Below are 22981 nucleotides of genomic sequence, written 5' to 3' on the forward strand. Positions count from 1 at the left end.
CCACATCCCTGATTATGACTTGAAACGGCGTAATGCAATTAATCCAAATAACCCTAAAATTAATCCACCACCGACACTTCCCCCACCACCCGTACTCACAGATTTATCTTCAATACCAGATACAGGTTCCTGGACTACAGTTGCTGGAATCGAGATATATTGGAAATCTGAACCATCGTTAAATCTCGATACACTTGTAACGACTTGAATACTGAAAATATCTGCACCATGCCAATTACCATTTGGTGTATAAATTACATTTCCATTTTGATCTATAGTTACACTGCCTTTAGAAAATGGTGTATCCGTACTTTGTTTTATTTTCAAACAGCCGGGTTGCCATTCTTTACCATCAGGACGTTCACCGAATAAACGCTTACACGTGGCAGGTGTAACCAAGTCTGCTTCACTTAAAGAATTTAAAATATTAAATCTTGCGACTTGTCCATATTTAATATCCTGCCCCACTGTACCAATTTCATTATTTAAAATATATTCAATCGCCCCTAGATCACATAATTCATCGTAACCACTGCGATTTTTTCCACGTTGGTCAAGTCTCTCACAACTTGCTAAACCAACTGATGAACCATCACTATATAAACGCCCTTTATTAATAATTAAAGAGTCGGCTAAAGTATTATAGCTCTCAAGTAACCTTGGCTTAAAGAAACCAAGAAAACTATCTTTTGGTATATTAAATGGGCATAACAAGCCATTTTTTGCAGTTACATCACATATACCTTCATCACTATCGCCAGCAATTAATTTTTCATCTGCAGGAAAGATTATATTAGGAAGCTTTGATGTAGCATTACGATTACAGTCAGATATAACCAGATTACTTTGAATAATTGCTTTATCCGTTGAACTAGCCTGACAATTAATAGTATTTCCTACTAATATACTATTTGAAACTGAAGCATTACCTTGTGGAGCATCAAGAAATAAACCTGCCGCATTTTTAATCATTGTAATATTATTAACAAACATCCCATCTTTAATGTTTGCAATAAAACCAACTTTATTATGGAAAAAGGTACTATTACTAAAGCCGATGGCACGTACATTTAAGTATCCACCAGTACTTTCATCATCAAACTTTGTTGCACCATAAAACAAGGCACCATCTGCAGAAGAGACTTCATTATCACGTACTACAGATTGGGTCACCAAATATAAAGGCTGCTCACTATAAATGACACCACCTTGGGTTGCTTTATTATTTTGAATCAAACTATTTATAATACTTACAAAGCCGGCTGTTTGACCTATTTTAGATAATAGTCCTTGGTTGTAAATCGCCCCACCCTGATTCGCATATCCACCAATCAGTCGAGAGTTCTGAATAGTCAGTTTTTCATGGTTTAAAATTAAACCGCCTGTTAATACATTAGAGCTTGCGCCTGCACCTTGTAAGTTAATATCACTTAAGGTCACAGCAAAAGATGCTTTCTCAACGCTACCATCATCAATTTTAAATAGCTGATCTGTACCTGCCATTTTAATGGTTGCATTATGAGAACCGGGCTGATCAGTATCAACTAATGTAGAATCGTTTTTTGCTGTACTAATTGTAAGGGGTGCTGTAATCGTTATTCTGCTATTTAACGTATATTCTTTATCCCGCTGTAAAATAATATTTGATGAACTATCTTTATTTCCACAGCCATGATACCCATCTTTTACTGAGGCAACCACGGTAGAATCACTTGAATTACGCTTATTTATTAGTTCTACAGCCTCACGTAATGAGCATACTGTATTATCGACATCTTCATCAATTGTAGTTGTGACTTCAATATCAGCAGAATAAGCGTGCCCAGCAGCAGCCAATAATGCAAAAGCAATGCTCCGTTTGAGCATACCCTTCTCCTTACCTATTTTTTTCATTTTTCTTTGTCAATATTGCAAAGTTTCCACTTTTGCAAACGCATCCTTTGTGCGTACTTTGTCACAGGAATCAGAATTTCTCAAGATGTTTTGATCGGTCTATAGCGTCATTTTCGATAGGGAACTTTCTAAATATTTGTACAATTAAAGATCTATTGATATATGAAAATTTTACTTATAAAAATTTAAAAGTATTTTTCAAGGTTAAAAGAATAAGTAGCTCATGATTTTTATAGTAAGGAAAGTCTACTTAGGCTAATAAATTAAAAGTCCAGAAGCTAAAAAATTATTATTGTTGATATTCATCAATTAAAGCATAGATTTGTCTTAACGTTGCATTTGAAAGTTTAGTCTTCTCACCTTTAAGGAGTTTTTCTAATTGTGCTACGGTTTGCAATAGAACAGAAGCTTGATGAGGCCCATGTAAAAGTAAATAGTCTACAATCTGCTGATCAAAATGGATCCCACGTCTAGCCATTACAGAAGTGACTAAAGCATAGCGGTCAGCATATAAACTTCCGCTCGGCACTTTTACACTCACTGCTTGTGTAAGTCGCGATTGTAAATCTGGTAACTCTAGTTTTAATTCAATCGGTGCAACACGTGAAGAGAAAACAAGTTGTCCTTCATGGTTATTCATCAAATGAAAAACAGCTTTTTGCCAGTGAGGCACCCCACTAATCGACTCAATATCATCTAAAGCCACCAGATCATAGTGCTCTAAACAAGTAATTGCCTCAATTGGAGCATCGAGAAGTTCAAGCAAAGAAACTTTAATTGCAGATTTACCGACCTCTAAATAAGAATCACAAATCGCTGAAAGCAAATGACTCTTGCCTGTTCCAGCGCCACCATAGATATAAAATCTATTTACTAGACCCGCATGTAGTTGTCGCACTGCATCCACTACATGCCCCCAACCTGGTCCCGAAAAATCACTGATTCGGGCATCAAGTTGAGGTTCTATATCCAGTTGGAGTTGACGCATATAATGAATTGGCCTTGAAATTATTTCTGATCTGAAAGATTCGGGATATCTGTATCTTGCTGTTTTTTAACTTCAAGATCAAGTTTAGTATTTTCAGTTTCTACATGAAGTTGCTCAATATTACCCTCTTGGATTAATAATGTAGAAGATGGAGCATAGAATGAACTCCGTTCGTAATTTTCTCTGAGGTGTTTTAAGAGCACCACAATGACAGCCGCTACAGGTAATGCAATTAACATTCCTAAAAAGCCGGCCAATTGAGCACCAGCTAAAACAGCAAATACAACTGCAACAGGTGAAAGACCAATTTTATCACCGAGTAGGAATGGCTGCAGAATATAGCCCTCTACTGCCTGCCCAATCATAAAGACTACGCCAACAAGTAATAAGTGTGTCCAGTCCATTCCAAATTGGAACAAACTTGCAATAACCGCTGCAATAATCCCGACTGCAAATCCTAAATAAGGAATAATACTGGCAAGACCTGCCACCATACCAATAATTAGGCCGACCTCTAGTCCAATTAATTGTAAGCCTACTGCATAAACTACACCGAGCAAAAGCATAACAAGGAACTGACCTTTAACAAAAGCTCCTAAAACGCTATGGCATTCACGGACGATTTGTAAGGTCGTAGCCTCATATGGCCGTGGAATGAGACGACGTAAGTTTTGTAACATACGGTCCCAGTCTAATAAGAAGTAAAAAGCAATAATTGGGATTAAAACAACTGTTCCACCAATTTGAATAAAATTAAGTCCTGATTGTGCAAGCTTTAATAAAACTGCTTGAATACTATCAGCACTGTAATTGGTCTGAACATAATCCATCACAGCTTTGGACATTTGATCGGTATCAATTTCCATTTGCTGGACATGGAATGTCGAAGAAATCCACGGTAATAGCTCTGCATTAATCCAGTGGATCCCCGCTGGAATACTGTCTCGAGCGTAAACAAGTTGTTTCCAGATCAGTGGAACCAGATACCATAATGCAACGGTTAAAGTTACACCTATACCAATAAAAACAATACTAATTGCCAACCAGCGAGGTATCTTAATTTTTACTAGAACTTCGACTAGTGGACTAAATAAATAAGCCAGGAAAAAAGCACCAATAAATGGGATGACCACAGGCTTGAGCAAGTATAATACCCATACCAGCAATACAATACCTGCGAGTAAGAAAATACGGCGCAGTATACGATCTTGCATAAAATCTAGCCTTTTTTGATTTAATCGTTATAAATGGAAAAATATTTTTATTAAAGATAGCATTTTCGAGCATAAATAACATAAGAGTTTCGTATATTCAGGTTATAATCTGCCGCCAATGCGGAGACTTCATTTATGAGCAACTCAACTTCTACCCCAAATACCGGTTTAAGCTACAAAGATGCGGGTGTTGACATTGAAGCGGGCGACGCACTGGTCGATCGTATCAAGTCAGTCGCTAAACGTACAACTCGTCCAGAAGTAATGGGCGGACTTGGTGGCTTTGGTGCACTATGCAAAATTCCTAAAGGTTACGAAGAACCTGTTTTGGTTTCTGGAACTGACGGTGTAGGTACTAAATTACGTTTAGCACTTAACCTTAATCGTCATGACACAATCGGCCAAGATCTTGTCGCTATGTGTGTAAACGATCTTTTGGTTTGTGGTGCAGAACCACTATTCTTCCTCGACTATTATGCGACTGGTCACTTAAATGTCGATGTAGCTGCAAACGTAGTTACTGGTATCGGTAAAGGTTGTGAACTTGCAGGTTGCGCACTTGTAGGTGGTGAAACAGCTGAAATGCCTGGCATGTATGAAGGCGAAGATTACGATCTTGCTGGTTTTGCCGTAGGTGTAGTTGAGCAAAGCAAAATTATTGATGGCTCTAAAGTAAAATCTGGTGATGTACTTATTGGTGTTGCATCAAGCGGTGCTCACTCAAATGGTTATTCATTACTACGTAAAATCTTAGATGTTAAGAATGTAGACTTAACTCAAGTAATTGATGGTCGCCCTCTTGCAGATGTAGCAATGGAGCCAACACGTATTTATGTAAAACCAGTTCTAGAGCTTTGCAAACAAGTTGATGTACACGCGATGGCACACATCACTGGTGGCGGCTTACCAGGTAACTTACCACGTGTATTACCAAATGGTGCTCAAGCTGTAATTAATGAAGCTTCTTGGGAATGGCCAGAATTATTCAAACTTTTACAACGCGAAGGCAATGTAGAACGTTTTGAAATGTATCGTACCTTTAACTGTGGTGTAGGTATGGTCATTGCTGTTGATGCAAATGATGCAGAAAAAGCAATTGAAGTGCTTAATGCTCAAGGTGAAAAAGCTTGGAAAATCGGACATATCCAAGAAAATGCTGAATCAGTGGAAGGTGCAGACGAAAAAATTCGTGTGATCTTTGAATGATGAAAATTGCTGTTCTAGTCTCTGGGAACGGCAGCAACTTACAAGCCTTGATAGATGCAAATCTATCAGGGCAAATTGTAGGTGTACTGTCTAATAAAGCCGATGCTTATGCCCTAGAGCGTGCTCAAAATGCCAATATCGCGACAGCCGTAATCTCTCACAAAGACTTTCCTAGTCGTGAAGATTTTGATGAAGCTATGCATCAGCAACTTATCGCATGGCAAGCTGACGTAGTTATTTTAGCTGGCTTTATGCGTATTTTAACTGCTGACTTTGTCGATAAATGGCAAGGTAAAATGCTTAATATCCATCCTTCATTATTACCTGCCTATAAAGGCGTTAATACACATCAACGTGTATTAAATACGGGGGATCGATTACATGGCTGTACCGTTCACTTTGTGACTTCTGAACTTGATGCTGGTCAAGCAATTGCTCAATCTGCCATTGAAGTAAAAGAACATGACAATGTTGCATCCTTGGCCGAACGTGTACATAAACTTGAGCATTTTATTTATCCTCAAGTTGCAGAGTGGTTATGTAATGGCCAGCTCACATGGAAAAATGGACAAGCCTATTTCCGCAATCAAATTCTTGAACACCCTATCCGTTTTGCATCTTGGTAAAAGTTTGCTTAACGTCAATTAAAAAAGGACATGCATGCATGTCCTTTTTTTTGCGAAAGCTTTATTAGCGTGAATTACGGTGAATAAGTTCCTTAATATAATTCACTGTATCAATCGGATGCTCTAGAGGGAACATATGCCCTCCTTCAACTACACTAAATGGAATCCCCATTTTACGTTTTGCCATTTGAGGAAAACCTCTTTTTAAGAAGGCACTCTCTTTTCCTACAACTAAATGTACTGGCATTTTCGGTTTTGGCATGGGTAACCACCACCAAGAAGGGTTTTTACGGAAAATCGCAACTTCATCTTCACGGGAAATAGTTAACGTTACACCACCACGTACCGAGTCTTCTTTCAAAGCATAGTCAATGTAGGCTTGAAAGCAATCTTCATCAAAGTCTTTATAAAAACCTTTTGGACGTAACAATGCAGCTGCTTGCTCACGTGATTCCCAATGCTCGCGACGACGTGCAGATAAACCCGCTGGTGTCATATCATCAACTATTTTGGGTTTAAATAATTTTGCCATATGAAAAGCAAAAGAATATCTACCCAAAATAAGAGGCGGATCTAACATGATCACTTGTGAGAACAGCTCAGGCCGTCTAAAAGAAGCCATTAAAGTTAAAACTGAACCGAGTGAATGGCCCAGTCCAATCACTTTTCGCCCCTTCGCTTGACGTACAATACTATCAATTACCTGATCAACCAAAAAAGGCCAATGATTGGTAATCGGATAACGTTTGTCAGGTCCAATGAGTGGAACATAAATTACGTCATACTCATCTTTTAATTGATCAAACAATTTTTGATACACCATAGATGGCACGCCGTTGGCATGCGCAAAGTGTATAACCGGTTTTACTGACATACCGTTATCCTGCTTAAATTATTGTAGTTTTGCGTCCTGACTTGTTTGTAAGCGTTCAGCAACCGACTCACTTAAACCTTTCCCCATTTCTGATCCCATTCGCCCTAGAATGGATTGTAATGGATTACGTTCAATCGTGTAGTCAACTTTATTATCAAGCTTCAGTTCACGCATCAAGCTTGTAATGTTACCTGAACGGTCAGCTACGCCTAACTGAATTGCTTGCTCGCCAGTCCAGAAAAGACCAGAGAAAATAGCAGGATCATTAGTTTTTAAGCGTTTCCCACGTCCTTCTTTAACTGCGTTAATAAAGTGAGTATGAACATTATCGAGTACAGATTGGATATGTTGTCTTTGTACAGGATTAATCGGTTTTGTCATACTTAAAATGTCTTTATTCGTCCCCGCTGTAAGAGTTCGGTCTTCAATTCCTAGTTTTTGAGCTAAACCAGTAATGCCATAGTTTGGCATAATGACACCAATTGAACCTACCAAACTTGATGGATTCACAATAATTTCATCGGCAGCAGAAGCAATATAATAAGCACCCGAAGCACCCATATCGCCAATTACCGCATAGACTTTCTTGTCAGGATGCTCTTTTTTCAAATAGCGAATTTCCTGCCAGATTTCATCTGACTGAACAGGTGAACCACCAGGAGAATTAATATTAAGGGCAATTGCTTTACTATTCGATGCCTCAAAAGCACGTTTAAGCGCTTTGTTTGTATCTTCACTATTCACAGCCTGATTGCTTGAAGCATCAATAGTTCCAATAATATCAACTACTGCAAGGTGAGCACTGCTACTACTTGCTGTAGAGCCATCTTTAGTGGTCGAACAGCCTTTGCCCATTAAGATGATAATGAACAATAGATAAATAAAAGTAAGTGTTTTAAAGAATATACCCCAGCGACGACTACGGCGTTGTTCTTCTACAGAAGCCAGTACAGCTTTCTCAAGGATTTGCCATTCCGGTCCGTTCTGTTTAGGGGTTATAGGTTCATTTTGTGGTTTTGGTGGCCAATCGGACATAAAATTCCAATCCAAATCAATCGAAATGATGTCATTATATACGTTGATTTGATAAAAACTGTCTAAATAATATGATTTCATTTATAATATTTTTGTCTTTTTTTACTTGTTGTTTCTTCCTTACTTACTGCTATAGATGACTAGACCAGATTCAAAAAGCATGAACTATCAATTACTCAAAACATTTAGCCGCCAACCCATTCAATTTGGGCGTTTTCTTGCTCGTCTGTTAGCAGGACTTGTAAATACTCTAAAAATTACTAGAACATCAAAAAGTATTGAGCTTAACTTAAGAATTGCGCTTCCGTATTTAACACCTCAGCAGCGTATAGCGATTACAGAAAAAGCTGTAAGAAACGAATTAACTTCATATTTTGAGTTTTTAAGTATTTGGGGCTCATCAAATAGTAAAAATATCTCACGCATTCACCGTATTGAAGGTGAACATTTTTTTCATGAAGCATTGGCTGCAAAAAAAGGTGTAGTTCTTATTGTTCCACATTTTGGTACGTGGGAAGTCATGAATGCATGGTGTGCTCAATTCACATCAATGACCATTTTATATAAACCCGTTAAAAATGCTGATGCAGACCGTTTTGTGCGAGAAGCCCGTAGCCGTGAACAAGCGAATCTCGTCCCTACCGATGAAAGCGGTGTAAGACAAATTTTTAAAGCATTAAAGCAAGGTGAAACGACAGTAATTTTGCCGGATCATACCCCTAATGTGGGTGGAGATATGGTGAACTATTTTGGTGTTCCACTTGCCTCAAGTAATTTAAGCGCAAAACTCATCCAGAAAACTAAAGCAAAAGCTCTGTTTCTTTATGCGATCCGTAATGAAAACGATGGGTTTACTATGCATATCGAGCCAATGGATGAGAAAATTTATGAGGGTACTGCGGACGATGGAACGTATGTCATCCATCAAGCGATTGAGCAACTCATTTATCAATATCCAGAACACTATCACTGGAGCTATAAACGTTTTAAAGCGAACCCTGCTTTAGACAATATCTATAATATCGATCCGACAGAAGCACTTAAAATTGTAGATAGGCTCAAAGCAGAAGCTTTAAAAACCTCTACTCAACCAGAGCCTATCCAAACGTCGGTCATGTAAAACTATTTTGTGATTTTCCAACACAAAACTTAAGGTCCCTTGTTCCACAGTACTTTTTAGCGGAATATGTAGAGCTTTTAAACGTGCTATAACTTGTTGGCTAGGATGGCCATAACGGTTATCAAACCCTGCCGATGCAATGGCCAGTTTAGGTTTTAAGGTCGCTAAGAAATCATAAGCCGAACTGTGCTTACTTCCATGATGCCCTAGCACTAACACATCTATCTTCAATTTAGGATAATCTTTTAATAACTCGTATTCAGCTTCCCATCCTGCATCGCCCATAATAAGAAAATTTTGGTAACCACCAACTTTTTTAAATTGAAGATATACAACACAAGAATATTGATTCTGGTTAGAAGTAACAAAAGCCAGATCTTTTTCTTTAGGCCATAAAATTTGAATATCTAACTCAGGATAATGCCATTGTTGCCCTTGATGGCAATATTGGAATGGTTGCTTTAAATCATTTGGTAATTGTTCATTCGAAATAAGCTGCTTTACAGGAATCTCTTGTTGAATAAGAGGAAACGCGCCACTATGGTCTTGATCAAGATGGGATAGCACAACATGATCTAATTGTCTTACGCCTTGCTGACGTAGAAAAGGCACTACAACATTTTGTCCAATACTAAATATTTTTTCATCGTAAGAACCGCCTGTATCAATTAACCAGTTTTGTTCTGAATGTTGTAAAAAAATGGCTTGCCCCTGTCCAACATCTAAAATATTAAGCTGAATTTGCTGACTCGTTTTGTTCATAATAACTAAGGGTAAACAACATAATATCCCCCAAGTTTTGGGCAGAATTCCTTTAGGTAAAAATAAAATAATTATGGCAAAACTAATCGCTAATAAAGACAGTGGCGTCAAGCTTATACCTTGTAATGGTAAAGAGAGTTTTTCTAATAAGCCCAAACAACTCAGCAATATGCTGAGCAACATATCGTTGAAATGAAAAAGCATATTTCCAAATGGTTTTACTACAAACCATGCGCAAGCAGCTATGATGTTTAAAGGGACAATAACACCACCAACAATAGGTACAGCAATAATATTGGTTAATGGAGCAACCCAAGAAATTTGTTGAAAGAAAAGTAAGGTTAAGGGACTCAATGCAATAAATATTTTGCCTTGAGATTCAATTAACACCTTACTCATAAAAATCATTTTTGAGCTCAGACTTAAAAAATGTTGCTGAGGTAGCTGCGCTATAGTTTGGTAAATTCTTAATAAAATAAAACATGCCCCATAAGACAGCCAAAAACCTGCAGAAAGCACACTAAACGGGTCAATTAGCAACAGTAGACTTGCGCTATATACGAGTAATGTAAAAGGTTTAATAGGTTGTTTTAATAATAGAAATCCAATAAATATAAATACTGATAATAATGTTCGTAGTGCAGGAATTTCGAAACCTACAAATGCAGTATAAATTAAAACACCAAGGCAGCATGGTACAGTCATCAAAACCTGTTTCGGTTTCCATAAGTAAATTTGAGGATAATAACGACTGATAAATTGATGACATGCCCAAGATAACATAATGGCAAAAATGAGCACATGTGGGCCTGAGATCGCCAATAAATGACTAATTCCTAATTGTTTGAACTGTAGTTGAGTTTCATCTGATAAAAGGCTTTCATCACCTGTCAGCAAAGCTAAAATTAAACCCTTTTGCTGTATAGATGAGCTGTTTAATATTTGCCTAAAAGTTAAGCGAAGTTTTTCTATATTTAAACGAAAACTATTGGAAAAAGACTGTTGTTCTTTTAAATGTTGCTGATAGCCCAATCGATAGATTTCATCAAGGCTTAAAGGCTCAATATATCTCACGTTAAAACCAGACATAATATTTCGCTGAATAAACCACTTTTCCTGATCAAAAGCTCCTGGGTTGGCATAACTATGCGCAGGTCTTGTTTTTCCAGATATTCGATAATAGTGACCTAATTCAAGATTCTGATTATTCTTTAATAAATTTTGATTATTACTTTTTAAATATAGCAACCAATTCACCGGTTCTTTAGAAAGATTTAGAACTTGTGCAGTTTGTTGAACCTTATTATCTTTTTCTTCACTTAAACGGTTTATATAGACAATAATGTCGAGATTTCGGGTATCCGTTTCTCTTTGTTCTAATCGTTCAATCAGTGCTTTTTCAGCATAGTGGTAACCAACCATAAAAAGACTTGTTGTACATAATAAGCAAAACACTGCCTTTAAAAATGGTCGATCAACGAACATTGGTCGTTTATAAAGATAAAAAATAATGGCAAGTAACAGTAGAGCCTCGCCCACTTTTTCATATTGCATGATTAAAGGGAAATCTATTCCCATCAATGCAATACCGCCAATCCACCCCAATAGAATAATCTTAAACATTTAAAAATCTAGTCATTATCATTTTAGGGGCAAAATTAAAGCCCAACTCAGTGGGCTTTAACAATGTGATTTAATGACAATTTTTTTAAGAACCGTTTACCCACAGCCCATCTTCCATATGCAAGATTGAATCTGCTGCCTGAGCTAATTGCTCATCATGGGTCACAATTAACATTGCCATGTTGAGTTCTTTCTTAAGATCGGTGAGCAACTCGAAAATACCTACTGCTGTTTTACGATCTAGGTTACCCGTAGGCTCATCAGCTAGTACTACCGCAGGCTTAGTCACTAATGCACGAGCAAGCGCAACACGCTGACGCTCACCACCTGAAAGTTCACCTGGTTTATGGTCCATACGATGAGATAGCCCCACTCGATCTAGCAAATATTCAGCCTGTGCCTTTACCGACTTATATTGACTGTCTGCTCGAAGCATTAAAGGCATCGCTACATTTTCAAGAGCAGTAAATTCAGGTAATAAATGGTGGAACTGGTAAACAAAACCTAAGTATTGGTTACGTTGAAAGCCACGTTCCGCTTCACCTAAATTATCAAAGCGCTGACCATTCAAAAATACCTGTCCTTTAGTCGGCTGATCTAAGCCACCAAGTACATGCAACAAAGTACTTTTACCTGAACCACTTGCTCCGACAATAGATACAAACTGCCCTGCTTCCACTTGTAAAGAGAGACCTTTAATGACTTCAACCTTAGATTTACCGTCATCAAAATGTTTATAAATATCTTTTGCTTCTAAAACGACTTTACTCATAACGCAATGCCTCGGCAGGTTGAACTTTGGCTGCACGAAGCGCCGGATAAATAGTTGCCAAGAAACTTAAGAGTAAAGAAACAATCACAATAATTGTCACGTCTTGCCATCTTAAGTAAGAAGGTAAGTAATGTACAAAATAGGCATCGAACAGATTAAGTCCGAGAACATTATTAAACCAAGAAATAATATCGCTGATCGTAAGTGCCAGAATTACCCCTAAAACCGTACCCGCAACCGTACCAATCACACCAATAACCGTACCTTGCACCATAAAGATTTTAGTAATCATAGATGGCGATGCACCTAAAGTACGTAAAATTGCAATGTCTGATTTTTTGTCAGTCACGACCATAACCAAAGACGAAACAATGTTAAATGCAGCAACTACAATAATTAGTACAAGCAATAAACCAACTAATGTTTTTTCCATTTGGATGGCATTAAATAAGTTGCCATGTGTATAAGTCCAGTTGGTTGCGTAGAAATTGCTTGGCAAATTTTTCACAATGTCATCGGCAACTTGAGGAGCGGCAAAAATGTCATCTAATTTTAGACGAACGCCTTGAGCGCCATCAGGTAAACGCAATAAAGTTGAAGCATCATATAAAGCAATGTATCCAACCATCGAGTCAACTTCAGCACCTACACTGAAAATACCCACCACTTTAAAGCGTTTAAAACGAGGTACAACACCAGCTGGAGATGGAGTCGCTTCAGGTAAAACCAATGTCACGCTATCGTTTAGACGTAAGCCAAGCGAATCGGCCATGTCTTTACCAAGTACGATACCGAATTCACCTTTTTTAAGTGAGTCGAGGCTACCGGCAACAATATGGTTTTGAATGATAGAGACATTCTTTTCATATTTAGGGTCAATACCCGTCACCATAATACCTGCCACTTGCCCTTGAGCAGTTAACATACCTTGCAATTGGGTAAAAGGTGCAACTCCTGTCACGTGGGGATGATTTTCAACTCGTTTAACCAGTTCAGGCCAATCCGTAAGGATTTGCGTCGATGAAACTGTCGCTTGCGGTACCATTCCCAAAACACGATTTTTTAATTCGCGGTCGAAACCGTTCATTACAGAAAGTACCGTAATTAGTACAGCGACACCAAGTGTCAAACCGACCATCGAAACCAATGCAATAAAAGAAATAAAATGATTACTGCGTCGAGCGCGAGTATATCTCAACCCTATATACAGTGAGATTGGTTTAAACATACCTTCTAAATCCAAGGTCATTGATGGAAAAAGAGAAGTGTTCATTCACACTTCTTATTTAGCCATATCGTTAGATGCTGTATTAAGGCTTAAAAATCAGTAAGTTCTGATCTATCCTTAACAATCCTAATATTATATTGCTGCGCTATTTTCTACTACTTAAGATATGAGATCAATTTGATCATGCATTTAGCTACGAATTAGAACAATTTAATGAATAAGCTCAACAAATTACCCTCATCTTCTCCTACTTAGACTTAATATGTTGAGCAAAATTACGATTTGCTTGAATGTCTTTATAAAAATATAGAAATAGACCAAATAAGATAATGAAAGCTCCCACAAAAACCATAATCGACAATTGTTCATGGTTTAAAACAGCTCCAATGATCATTGCTAGCATTGGTGTAATGACTGTCGTTAACGATAAAGTGGTCGGTTTTATATTCTGAACAAGTTTGAAATAACAGAACATAGCCACAAGTGAAGCCATCAGAACTGTATAAATTAATGCAAATAAAGATTTAGCTTGTGGTAAATGAGTCGGTGCATATTGCCAAATAAATGGAATAAGGCAGCTTGCCAAAATTGAAGAAACCAAGATCGAACCGGTCGCTTGAGCCATTGGCTGAATTTTGGCATTCACTTTCTTTACCCAAAATATAGAAAATGAATAAACAAAAACACTGACCAACATTAAGACAATGCCAAATGGATGCACATGTTGATTTGAACCATTTAAACAAATGATCGCTAGTCCACAAACAGCAACAGCCATACCTAGCCACTGCAATTTAAAAAGATGCTGACCAAAAGCAAAACGACCAATCAACCCAGCCATAATGGGCGCTAGACCAAACATCAAGGCAATCATGCCAGAACTTAAATATTGGGTCGCAGCATAGGTAAAAATTTGCGAGCCGATTAAACTAAAAGACCCTGCAAAATAACTATGTAAAGCTTGCTTATGAGTTGGAAAAGAAGTTTTTAGAACAAGTAAAACAATAACCGACAGAGGCAAAGCTATATAAAACCGTAACAGTAAAGCCCACATGACATGTAAGTCAGATACGCTCCATACAATGGCTAAAGGTGTCGTTGCCCAGATAAATACAAGCAAGACATAAGTTGAAGCCAAGTTGGTTTGGGATGGCATAAGAGGCTCACTAAGCAGTTTTACGTTTTTGCTTTAAAATTGTTTGGTCGAGTGCACTAGAAAATTCGCGCTTATCACGTTCTGAAATAGGTGGTGGACCACCCGTCTGTACACCAGCGCCGCGCAACGTATCCATAAAATCACGTAAGTGCAAACGTGCTTTTACGTTCGCTGTGGTATACACCTCACCACGTGGGTGAATCGCAATACCACCTTTCTCAATAACTTGAGCTGCGAGTGGAATATCTTGCGTAATGACAATGTCATTTTCAGACATACGATTCACAATTTCCTGATCGGCTTGATCGGCTCCACTTAAAACTTGCAGAGATTTAATACGCACTGAAGGGGTAATACCGACATTTTGATTGGCTACAAAAATCACTTCTAATCGATAACGATCCGAAGCTCTTAAAATGACTTCACGCAAAATTTTAGGTAATGCATCTGCGTCTACCCACAACTTGAATGGCAGCACGTTATTCTCTATTTCCACTAAAAATATAAGTCTAACAGATGCATTTTATTAGAGAATAGCGCTAAATATAAAACTTGTTTTTTAAATTTAATTTGAACAATACGTTAATGATTATTTATATGTACTCTTAACAGCACATGTTTTGCTAGGTGGAGAACTTTTTAATAACTAAATACGTGCTTTTACAAGAGAATTTACATATGTTGACTTGAAAAATAGCAATTACCCTCGATTTAATATATCAAGTGAGATAAACCCAACATCAATCGTACCTATGAAAAATCAAAACAGTCCAGAAGTTATTACGGTAAACGACCAAAATTTTGGTAGTCATGGAGAGCATTGGAATCTACTGACTTCCCATCCAGAGACAGATGTACCAAAATGGCTTGGACTAGCGCTTGATGCTCCTGTAATGCCAATGGGTTTATGCCAAAATGAAGACGAAATGGATCAATCTTTTTGGCTCATTCAAGGTCCACAAGGTCAGAAGGTCACCATTAATCAAATTATTGCAGTTGAAAATCAAAAACCTCGTGCTTTAAAAACTGCCTTCCCTAGTTTTGATAGTCCCTATCAATATAATGCCCAAATTGAGCGCATCATTACTTGTGACTCTGCTACTCAAGCAGTATTAAGTTTAAAACTAAATAAAAGTACAACGATTTATGCATTTGATAATTTATTTAGCGTTAATCGTTGCCAATATGACAAAACCCAAACTTATCAAGTCCAATTTAATGCATGGGCCTATGAATTAGAATCAGTGCCTGCGGGAGAAACAATTGTCGTAGATGATCCAGCGTCAATTAAACATCACCGTGCATTAAATGCGATTTTAACTGAACATAATGGAATTGCACCCGAAAACCTACAAGAACTGATTAATGAATGGCAACCAAAAACTAAAGAAGATCAAGAACCTGTAACGGTTGATTTTTCTAAAATGGTTGCATATTTATATGGAGAAAATCTTGGTCAAGAAGATGAAGCTTGGTTCCAAGGTAATATTGTCGGTAAAACTTCAATGTCATTTATGGGTGCAGAATATACCCTTTATGATGTCACTTTAGTTTTAGAAGACAACCTTCCTGCCATATTAGTGCGCATTGCTACAAAAAATGATTTGTACAAAAACTTTAATATTGGCGAATATATTCGTGGCAATATCTGGATTCAGGCGAATATTTATGCTAAAAATAGTGAAACTAATTGAATTTCACTAATATTTTAAAAATTAGGCTATTGAATGAAGATTATACCTGAACAAACCACCAGCCTCATTCAAACTAGTAACCCACGTATAAGGGTCGATACTGGTGCGTTTTGCTTTTTCGTTTTGGGTATGTTCATAGCCGCAATGATGATACATCAATTTGGTTTTATGCCTTTTTAATTGATCATTTATATAAAAATAAAGCCCTCTTTTTGAGGGCTTTATTCATTTTATAACTTAACCATTACGTTTAGCAAAATCATCCATAAAGCGGATAAGCGCCTGAACGCCTTCTAATGGTACAGCGTTATAAATACTTGCACGCATACCACCTACTGAGCGGTGACCTGCCAAGTTCAATAAGTGATTTGCTTCAGCTTCTTTCAAGAATTGCTTTTCTAAAGCTTCATCTGCCAAAGTAAATGGTACATTCATAATTGAACGATTTGGAATGGCAATCGGGTTATTATAAAAGTCGCTTGAATCGATATAGCCATAGAGTAACTGAGCTTTTTCAAGGTTAACTTTGTGGATAGCATCTACCCCACCCTGCTCTAGTAACCACTCAAATACTAAACCAGACAAGTACCAAGCATAAGTCGATGGTGTATTTACCATAGAGCCATTCTTGGCTTGATCAGCATATTTTAAAATGCTTGGAATTTCTGCTTTAGCTTGATCCAGTAAGTCATCACGGATAATAACAATTGTTAAACCAGCAGGACCAATATTTTTTTGCGCACCTGCATAGATGAGACCAAATTTCGAAACATCAAGTGGAGCAGATAAAATGCTTGATGAGAAGTCACATACCAGTGGTGCTTTAACATCAGGAACGCCAGCAAACTGTAAACCGCCAATTGTTTCGTTATCAGCATAATGGACATAAGCTGCATCGTCAGACAAGTTCCATTCGCTTTGCTCAGAAATTGCGAACTTACCGTCTACTTTAATACCAGCTTCTACAACATTAATATCGCCATAACGTTTTGCTTCTTTTAAAGCTTTTTCAGACCAAATTCCAGTATGGATATAATCTGCTTTGTTATTTTTTCCAAGCAGATTTAAAGGAATTGCTGAAAATTGTAATGACGCGCCACCTTGTAAAAATAGCACTTTATAGTTTTCAGGAATATTCATGAGCTTACGCAAATCTGCTTCAGCTTTTTCCGCAACAGCAACATAGTCAGCACTACGGTGACTCATTTCCATGATGGATAGACCCTTACCTTGCCAATCCAACAATTCTTGTTGAGCTTTTTCTAAAACGGCAGTAGGTAATGCAGCAGGACCAGCACAGAAATTGTACGCGCGCATGATTTTTCCCTTGTAAAAGTGAAACACAATAAAAAAAGGCATTTAACCACAGATTGCTTAAGGTTGCAGCAGCTTCTCTAGTAAATATTTCAATGCTAGGGCGTATTTAGGCCTATTTTTTCAATAACTATTTTATTTATTTCATTGCTTTCACTTATTTTTTTATAAGTTTTATTAAATAAAGTTCAACTTGACTTGTGAATATAGTTTCCCATACTGTGATGAACATATAAAAACTTGCTGTATGATTTTCCATCAAGCAAAAATAAACTCAAAATCATTTTGTGCTTTTATACAATTGTATAATAAACAATATGATAATTGAATTTAATAACAAGAAATTTAAACTATAAGGGATGATCAAAAATTGTTATATAAAATGCCAACACATCAATATCGACAGTCTAAACGTCCTTTTTTGTTTAAACCCAATTACCTTGCGTTGGTATTGGGAGTATTAATTGCAACGCCTATTTATGCGCAAAGTTTAAGTTATGCTGAAGCAGAACAACAGGCTTTAAAAAGCTCATACAGCACTCAAGCCAACCAAGCATTACAACAAGCCTCTCAGTTAGAAGCCGAAGCGGTAAAAGGTTTAGGACTCCCCAGAGTTGATTTAAATGTGAGGGCATATGCTTTTCATAGTGAAACAGATGTACCCTTAGGCTCTTTTAAACAAAAACTTGAAAATGATTTAAGCCAAGGACTCAATGATAAATTATCCCAGTGGAACAATGTCATTCCATCAGATGTTTTAGGTCAAGTTCAGGAAGGCTCAAACCAAATCATACATGACGGTATAAATCGTTTTCCTGACTACGCTAATTTGACTGTAGAAGACCAAGTAGTCCGACCATCTATTTCAGTGGTGATGCCGCTCTACACAGGGGGCTTAACGACTAGTGCAAAAAAAATAGCCAACATTCAGGCTCAACGCTCCGAGCTTTCAAGCCAACAACAACAAGATATCCAGCGCTTCGAAGTCGTACAAAGTTATTTTAATGTGCAATTACAACAACAACTGGTCGCAAGTAGTCTATTTAACTTTAATGCGATGCAAAAACATTACAGCAATGCGTTAAAGCTCGAACAGCAAGGTTTTATTAGTAAAGGGCAACGTATGCAGTTTGAAGTTGCTCGTAACAATGCCGAACGAACTCTACAAAATGCGCAGGCAAATCTGAATGCTAGCCAATTTAATTTAAACAATCTTTTGCACCAGCAAAATAATGCTGATTTAAGTACTCCTCTTTTTGTAAATACTGTTCGTAGCCAATCGTTAGAATCTCTTTTAAGCAGTTACTCTCAAAAATCTAGCCTTGTGCAAAAAATGCAGTTAGACACTCAATTGGCAAATGCAAATATTCAGGCTCAACAAGCAGCAAAAAAACCGAGTCTTTTCGCTTTTGGTGAGTATTCACTCGATGAAAATGAAAACTGGATTGTAGGTGTTATGGCAAAATACAATCTGTTTTCTGGCGTAGATAAAAATAAGAATATTCATGCTGCCGAGTTAAAACGTTATGCTTCAGAACTCATGACTGAACGAACTAAACAAGAGATTGAAGCATTATTGAATAAGTCTTATAACGAGCTCAATTCAGCACAGCAAAGTCATACGCTATTACAAAGGAATATCAGCGCAGCTCAAGAAAACTTACGTATTCAGGAACTTTCTTTCAGAGAAGGCATGGGTACAGCGACTCAAGTGATTGATGCACAAAATGCATTAAGTGCTTTAAAAACAGAAATGGCTTTAAATGCTTATAAATATGTCATGTCGCTCGCAACGCTATTACAAAGCCATGGTTCTATGGACCAGTTTAAAGCTTATGTGACTCAACCACACACTGACTATATCCGCTAATGGGGACATAACATGAATCAAGACTCAGCTCATTCAGAACAAAATTCTCCAGTTGCGGATACGGCAGAAACTAACCAAAATCAGCAAAATACTCAAACCGACAATACTCAAGAAGTAAAAACGAGTAAAAGTGATTCTCAACCTCCTAAAAATTCGAAAATTAAACTAATTATTGCGGTCGTGGTTATTGCTCTATTAGGTTTAATCATTTTCGGTTTGTGGAAAAGCTATCAACCTAAGCCTATTGAATTACAAGGCCGAGTTGAGGCTGAAACAGTTCATGTCAGTACTAAGGTTCCGAGCCGTATTGAAGAAATTTATGTGCAAGAGGGCCAGAAAATTTCCAAAGGTCAGCCCCTTGTTCGTTTAGTCAGCCCTGAAATAGAAGCTAAAAAACAACAAGCTTTAGCCACCCTACAATCAGCTTTGGCATTTCAATCTACGGTAGACCGAGGCTCTCAACAGGAAAATATTGATACTCTTTATGCCAATTGGCAGAGTATGAAAGCACAGGCAAACCTTGCTAAAACCACTTATCAACGTGGAGAAAATTTATATAGACAAGGTGTTATTTCTCGTCAAAGACGAGATGAGATGTTAGCCGCACAAACTTCTGCTCAAGAGTTAAGTGAAGCAGCTTATCAACAATATGCTCGAGCAAAGCGCGGAAGTACCAGTCAGCAGAAATCTACAGCGGATGCACAAGTTGAGATTGCAAAAGCCGCGGTAAGTGAAGCTCAAGCACTTGAGGCAGAAACTCGTTTACTCGCTCCTATTTCAGGTACAGTTTCAAAAACTTATGGCAAACCTTCTGAACTCGTTGCTATGGGTGTACCTGTTGTCAGCATTTTAGAAGATGATGATTTGTGGGTTAGTTTAAATGTCGGTGAAAACCAATACGCTTCTGTTTATAAAAACAAAACGCTGGAAGGTTTCATTCCTGCGCTGAATCAAAGTGTGATGTTTAAAGTGAAAAATATTGATGCCGAAGGTGAATTTGCCACCATTAAAACCACACGTCAGACTGGTGGTTATGACATTCGTAGTTTTAAATTACATTTGGTGCCTGAACGTCCTGTCAAAGACTTAAAAGTTGGCATGAGTGTTCTATTTAAAATTAAAGAAGAAAAATAAAACATGTTTGCCAGCATATTACGTGAACTAAACTATTTAAAAAGCAATAAATGGGATTTGTGTATGGTGACACTCATCCCTGCTTTTATCATTTTTTTGTTTAGCAGCATGTTTTATGCAGGTAAAGCTGAACATTTACCCATTGCCATTATTGATCAAGACCAGAGTGAACTGAGCCGTAATATTGGAAAGTATCTTTCACTAAATCATACAGTCGATGTAAAAACAATTACTACAAGCTCAAGTGAAGCCGAGAGATTACTCAATGAAACCAAAATATGGGGTTATGTTTTTATTCCGGATGGTGCCGAAAAACGTTTTGTGAAAGCTCAAGATGCACAAATCAGTATTGCTTTTAACCAATCTTTTTTTAGTGTCGGGAACACGATTTCCTCGGCGATGTTAGTCAGCACTCTCAATGCTTTAGCAGACTATGCTGGCCAGAATTATCTTGCAAATAATATTCCCTATTTAGATGTCCCTACAGCACACGTCAAAATTTCAACGCTTTATAACCCGAGCATGAGCTATGAGTTCTATTTAGAACCCTTCATGGTTCCAGCCGTATTACATTTATTACTATGTTGCTGTGTGGCATTTGCCATTGGACAAGAAATTAAACGCGGCACACTAACACAGTGGGTGAACCGAGAAAGTTTTATTCAAGGCTTATTGGCTAAAAATTTGCTGTATAGCTTTATTTTCTGTTTCTGGACTTGGTTATGGATGTTTTGGCTGGTTGAAATTCGAGGCTGGTTTGTAGCAGGTTCACTAAGTTTCTTATTAGCTGCTCAGTTCTTACTTTATTTTTCTTATGCTTTAATTAGTAGTACCGTCATTCTCGCGACCAAAAATTTAAGTAAAACTTTTGGTTTTATTGCAGTATATGGCGGATCTTCTTTAAGTTTTGCAGGCGTTACTCTACCTTTAAATAATGCACCGATTTTCACTAAATTTTGGTCATTGATTATTCCGTACACCCCTTATGCAAAGCTCCAGACCGAACAATGGGTGATTGGAAGTCCACTTTTCATTTCGATGTCTCCCTTCTTAATACTTATTGGCTACTGCCTTATTTATTTCTTTTTAAGTTGTTTGCTGCTTAAAAAACTGGTTCAAGGAGCAACACCATGAAGGAATTTTTAAAGGCTTACGTTCAAACATTTAAAGATATTGTTAGTAACAGTTCAGTTTTCACAACACTTATTTTATCCGTCATTCTTTATAGCTTTTTTTATCCGACAGCCTATAAAGCTGAGCGCGCAGAATCAATTCCAATTGTCATTGTTGATGAGGAACAAAGTCTTTTAACTTCTCAAGTCATTGGCCAAACAGCCAATAGCCCTCACGTTAAAATTGTTGATGTCACTGCTAATTTTCTTGAAGCTGAACAAATGGTTCGCGAACAAAAAGCCGATGGTATTTTACTTTTACCAAGCAATTTAACGCAGAGCTTACGCCGCGGAGAAACTGGCGGAATCGGTTTATACTTAAGCACAACCAACTTTTTAAAAACTAAAGAAATTGGGTTAGGTCTTGCCACCTCTATTGAAGCAACTTTAAAGGAATATATTGAAAGGTTTGGACAACGTACACACTTCCAGCCTACTCTTTCTATTCATCAAATGCCTTTATTTAATACGCTTTCAGGCTACGGTAGTTATATTTTTCCTGCAGTTGCATCACTTATTATTCACCAAACAATTGTGTTAGGTTTGGCCATGCTGGTTGCAAGTTACCGCGAACAACATGAAAAAATTACCCCTATTCGTTTTGCAGGAATTTTTGCCAGTATCTTTACAATTGGTTGTTTAGGAAGTTTTTATCTTTTTGGTTTTACCTTGTGGTTCAATGGCTATCCACACGGTGGAAACTTTGTCGGTTTGCTAGTCGCTGTTCCTATTTTCATTAGCTGTGTAATTGGATTAGGTATGCTGATTGGCTCACTTTTAGATATACCGGAACGTGCCGGACATATTATTGTATTTAGCTCAGTTCCTCTTTTCTTATTAACTGGCGCCGCCTGGCCTCATCAAGCCATGCCTGAATGGTTGCAATGGTTTGCTTGGTGTTTACCCTCTACATACGGCGTACAGATGTTTGTACAACTTAATCAAATGGGCGTTCCTTTAAATGTCGTGGTCCCGAAATTAATTTTTCTTGCGACTATTGGGGTTATATTTTTAATTACTGCCTATTCACGTTTAAAAGTATCTAAATAAACTTATTTATAGGCTAATTAAAGTGTACAGATTATATTTTTATTTATATAAAATCTTATAGTTAAAGCTTATTTCTTAAAAAAATTGACTTAAATTTTATAAAAAATCAAATAAATTCAATAAATTAATTTACATCAATTGTCATAAAACCTTAAGAAAACTTTAAGTTGGAATTAAGGAAATTTCTCCATATTAAAAACGTATAGTTTTTCAGCAGCTAAGCAGAATAATTCTGTAACCCTGCCCTATA

At 37.4% G+C, this 22981-nt stretch carries 19 protein-coding genes and 1 pseudogene; 9 read left to right on the forward strand and 11 right to left on the reverse strand.

What is annotated here, in order from left to right; translation table 11 throughout:
* Positions 1–12 precede the first annotated feature (12 nt).
* From rbtA to cxpE, 3 genes are all read right to left on the reverse strand, one after another.
* Entirely contained in the window at positions 13–1866 is a 1854-nt protein-coding gene (gene rbtA / locus MKL36_RS10310; protein WP_021511076.1) for a rhombotarget A, read from the reverse strand.
* A 316-nt stretch (positions 1867–2182) separates the two neighbouring features.
* Entirely contained in the window at positions 2183–2881 is a 699-nt protein-coding gene (hda, locus tag MKL36_RS10315) for a DnaA regulatory inactivator Hda (RefSeq protein WP_001249536.1), read from the reverse strand.
* 20 nt (positions 2882–2901) lie between these two features.
* Positions 2902–4095 carry a chloramphenicol efflux transporter CxpE gene (cxpE, locus tag MKL36_RS10320; RefSeq protein WP_021511077.1) on the reverse strand — a complete coding sequence of 398 codons (1194 nt, stop codon included), beginning with the start codon at positions 4093–4095 and terminating at the stop codon, positions 2902–2904.
* Positions 4096–4230: 135 nt separating this feature from the next.
* On the opposite strand from cxpE, the gene purM reads away from it, so the two are divergent.
* Together purM and purN are read left to right on the forward strand one after the other, a co-directional pair.
* Positions 4231–5301: a phosphoribosylformylglycinamidine cyclo-ligase gene (gene purM, locus MKL36_RS10325; RefSeq protein WP_000071984.1), complete on the forward strand. Its 1071-nt coding sequence runs from the start codon at positions 4231–4233 to the stop codon at positions 5299–5301.
* Positions 5298–5927, forward strand: a complete 630-nt coding sequence (gene purN, locus MKL36_RS10330) for a phosphoribosylglycinamide formyltransferase (RefSeq protein WP_000975530.1) — start codon at positions 5298–5300, stop codon at positions 5925–5927. The genes purM and purN overlap by 4 nt, the downstream gene beginning before the upstream one ends.
* Positions 5928–5991: 64 nt before the next feature.
* Here purN and MKL36_RS10335 read toward each other — a convergent pair whose 3' ends face one another.
* Together MKL36_RS10335 and sppA are read right to left on the reverse strand one after the other, a co-directional pair.
* Entirely contained in the window at positions 5992–6801 is an 810-nt protein-coding gene (locus MKL36_RS10335) for an alpha/beta fold hydrolase (RefSeq protein WP_000114071.1), read from the reverse strand.
* A gap of 18 nt (positions 6802–6819) precedes the next feature.
* Positions 6820–7836, reverse strand: a complete 1017-nt coding sequence (gene sppA / locus MKL36_RS10340) for a signal peptide peptidase SppA (protein WP_031222736.1) — start codon at positions 7834–7836, stop codon at positions 6820–6822.
* A gap of 136 nt (positions 7837–7972) precedes the next feature.
* On the opposite strand from sppA, the gene MKL36_RS10345 reads away from it, so the two are divergent.
* A complete protein-coding gene (locus tag MKL36_RS10345; protein WP_001984639.1) occupies positions 7973–8956 on the forward strand; it encodes a lysophospholipid acyltransferase family protein in 984 nt (327 codons plus the stop codon).
* Here the strand turns inward: MKL36_RS10345 and MKL36_RS10350 are convergent.
* The 3 genes from MKL36_RS10350 to MKL36_RS10360 form a co-directional block, all read right to left on the reverse strand.
* Entirely contained in the window at positions 8909–11341 is a 2433-nt protein-coding gene (locus MKL36_RS10350) for a DNA internalization-related competence protein ComEC/Rec2 (RefSeq protein ID WP_021511079.1), read from the reverse strand. The two genes, MKL36_RS10345 and MKL36_RS10350, sit on opposite strands and share 48 nt — an antisense overlap.
* Before the next feature lie 85 nt (positions 11342–11426).
* Positions 11427–12113, reverse strand: coding sequence for a lipoprotein-releasing ABC transporter ATP-binding protein LolD (gene lolD, locus MKL36_RS10355; protein ID WP_000049406.1), 687 nt, complete (start codon positions 12111–12113; stop codon positions 11427–11429).
* Positions 12106–13341, reverse strand: a complete 1236-nt coding sequence (locus tag MKL36_RS10360; RefSeq protein WP_001984636.1) for a lipoprotein-releasing ABC transporter permease subunit — start codon at positions 13339–13341, stop codon at positions 12106–12108. Before MKL36_RS10360 ends, lolD begins: the two co-directional genes overlap by 8 nt.
* Positions 13342–13478: 137 nt before the next feature.
* Here MKL36_RS10360 and MKL36_RS19095 point away from each other — a divergent pair.
* A pseudogene (locus MKL36_RS19095) lies at positions 13479–13559 on the forward strand (PilZ domain-containing protein); the annotation flags it as partial.
* 29 nt (positions 13560–13588) lie between these two features.
* On the opposite strand, the gene MKL36_RS10365 reads toward MKL36_RS19095, so the two are convergent.
* Positions 13589–14497: a DMT family transporter gene (locus MKL36_RS10365; RefSeq protein WP_001140078.1), complete on the reverse strand. Its 909-nt coding sequence runs from the start codon at positions 14495–14497 to the stop codon at positions 13589–13591.
* A 10-nt stretch (positions 14498–14507) separates the two neighbouring features.
* Entirely contained in the window at positions 14508–14993 is a 486-nt protein-coding gene (locus tag MKL36_RS10370) for a YaiI/YqxD family protein (protein WP_086374099.1), read from the reverse strand.
* Positions 14994–15249: 256 nt separating this feature from the next.
* On the opposite strand from MKL36_RS10370, the gene MKL36_RS10375 reads away from it, so the two are divergent.
* On the forward strand, positions 15250–16191 hold the full coding sequence (locus tag MKL36_RS10375; protein ID WP_000795874.1) for a hypothetical protein: 942 nt from the start codon (positions 15250–15252) through the stop codon (positions 16189–16191).
* Between the two features lie 237 nt (positions 16192–16428).
* Here the strand turns inward: MKL36_RS10375 and serC are convergent, their stop codons facing one another.
* Positions 16429–17508: a 3-phosphoserine/phosphohydroxythreonine transaminase gene (gene serC / locus MKL36_RS10380; protein WP_001203181.1), complete on the reverse strand. Its 1080-nt coding sequence runs from the start codon at positions 17506–17508 to the stop codon at positions 16429–16431.
* 379 nt (positions 17509–17887) lie between these two features.
* On the opposite strand from serC, the gene MKL36_RS10385 reads away from it, so the two are divergent.
* The 4 genes from MKL36_RS10385 to MKL36_RS10400 are packed head-to-tail and all read left to right on the forward strand — an operon-like array spanning position 17888 to position 22731.
* The gene (locus MKL36_RS10385) at positions 17888–19375 is read left to right on the forward strand and encodes a TolC family protein (protein ID WP_001142049.1); all 1488 of its coding nucleotides are present in this window, start codon (positions 17888–17890) and stop codon (positions 19373–19375) included.
* 12 nt (positions 19376–19387) lie between these two features.
* A complete protein-coding gene (locus MKL36_RS10390; RefSeq protein ID WP_001070874.1) occupies positions 19388–20509 on the forward strand; it encodes an HlyD family secretion protein in 1122 nt (373 codons plus the stop codon).
* 3 nt (positions 20510–20512) lie between these two features.
* Complete coding sequence (locus MKL36_RS10395) at positions 20513–21643, forward strand: ABC transporter permease (protein WP_000458055.1); 1131 nt, start codon at positions 20513–20515, stop codon at positions 21641–21643.
* Complete coding sequence (locus MKL36_RS10400) at positions 21640–22731, forward strand: A1S_2622 family ABC transporter permease subunit (RefSeq protein WP_021511082.1); 1092 nt, start codon at positions 21640–21642, stop codon at positions 22729–22731. The genes MKL36_RS10395 and MKL36_RS10400 overlap by 4 nt, the downstream gene beginning before the upstream one ends.
* Positions 22732–22981: the final 250 nt, after the last annotated feature.

The sequence above is a fragment of the Acinetobacter sp. AOR12_HL genome (genome assembly GCF_027855275.1).
GTDB lineage: Bacteria > Pseudomonadota > Gammaproteobacteria > Pseudomonadales > Moraxellaceae > Acinetobacter > Acinetobacter baumannii.

Excerpts from the sequence above, each read along its gene's own strand:
- MKL36_RS10395 (WP_000458055.1), top strand. The coding sequence starts at position 20,513 with ATGTTTGCCAGCATATTACGTGAACTAAACTATTTAAAAAGCAATAAA.
- MKL36_RS10385 (WP_001142049.1), top strand. The coding sequence starts at position 17,888 with ATGCCAACACATCAATATCGACAGTCTAAACGTCCTTTTTTGTTTAAA.
- MKL36_RS10345 (WP_001984639.1), top strand. The coding sequence starts at position 7,973 with ATGACTAGACCAGATTCAAAAAGCATGAACTATCAATTACTCAAAACA.
- MKL36_RS10350 (WP_021511079.1), bottom strand. The coding sequence starts at position 11,341 with ATGTTTAAGATTATTCTATTGGGGTGGATTGGCGGTATTGCATTGATG.
- hda (WP_001249536.1), bottom strand. The coding sequence starts at position 2,881 with ATGCGTCAACTCCAACTGGATATAGAACCTCAACTTGATGCCCGAATC.
- MKL36_RS10360 (WP_001984636.1), bottom strand. The coding sequence starts at position 13,341 with ATGTTTAAACCAATCTCACTGTATATAGGGTTGAGATATACTCGCGCT.
- lolD (WP_000049406.1), bottom strand. The coding sequence starts at position 12,113 with ATGAGTAAAGTCGTTTTAGAAGCAAAAGATATTTATAAACATTTTGAT.
- purN (WP_000975530.1), top strand. The coding sequence starts at position 5,298 with ATGATGAAAATTGCTGTTCTAGTCTCTGGGAACGGCAGCAACTTACAA.
- MKL36_RS10335 (WP_000114071.1), bottom strand. The coding sequence starts at position 6,801 with ATGTCAGTAAAACCGGTTATACACTTTGCGCATGCCAACGGCGTGCCA.
- MKL36_RS10400 (WP_021511082.1), top strand. The coding sequence starts at position 21,640 with ATGAAGGAATTTTTAAAGGCTTACGTTCAAACATTTAAAGATATTGTT.
- sppA (WP_031222736.1), bottom strand. The coding sequence starts at position 7,836 with ATGTCCGATTGGCCACCAAAACCACAAAATGAACCTATAACCCCTAAA.
- cxpE (WP_021511077.1), bottom strand. The coding sequence starts at position 4,095 with ATGCAAGATCGTATACTGCGCCGTATTTTCTTACTCGCAGGTATTGTA.
- purM (WP_000071984.1), top strand. The coding sequence starts at position 4,231 with ATGAGCAACTCAACTTCTACCCCAAATACCGGTTTAAGCTACAAAGAT.
- rbtA (WP_021511076.1), bottom strand. The coding sequence starts at position 1,866 with ATGCTCAAACGGAGCATTGCTTTTGCATTATTGGCTGCTGCTGGGCAC.
- MKL36_RS10375 (WP_000795874.1), top strand. The coding sequence starts at position 15,250 with ATGAAAAATCAAAACAGTCCAGAAGTTATTACGGTAAACGACCAAAAT.
- serC (WP_001203181.1), bottom strand. The coding sequence starts at position 17,508 with ATGCGCGCGTACAATTTCTGTGCTGGTCCTGCTGCATTACCTACTGCC.
- MKL36_RS10365 (WP_001140078.1), bottom strand. The coding sequence starts at position 14,497 with ATGCCATCCCAAACCAACTTGGCTTCAACTTATGTCTTGCTTGTATTT.
- MKL36_RS10390 (WP_001070874.1), top strand. The coding sequence starts at position 19,388 with ATGAATCAAGACTCAGCTCATTCAGAACAAAATTCTCCAGTTGCGGAT.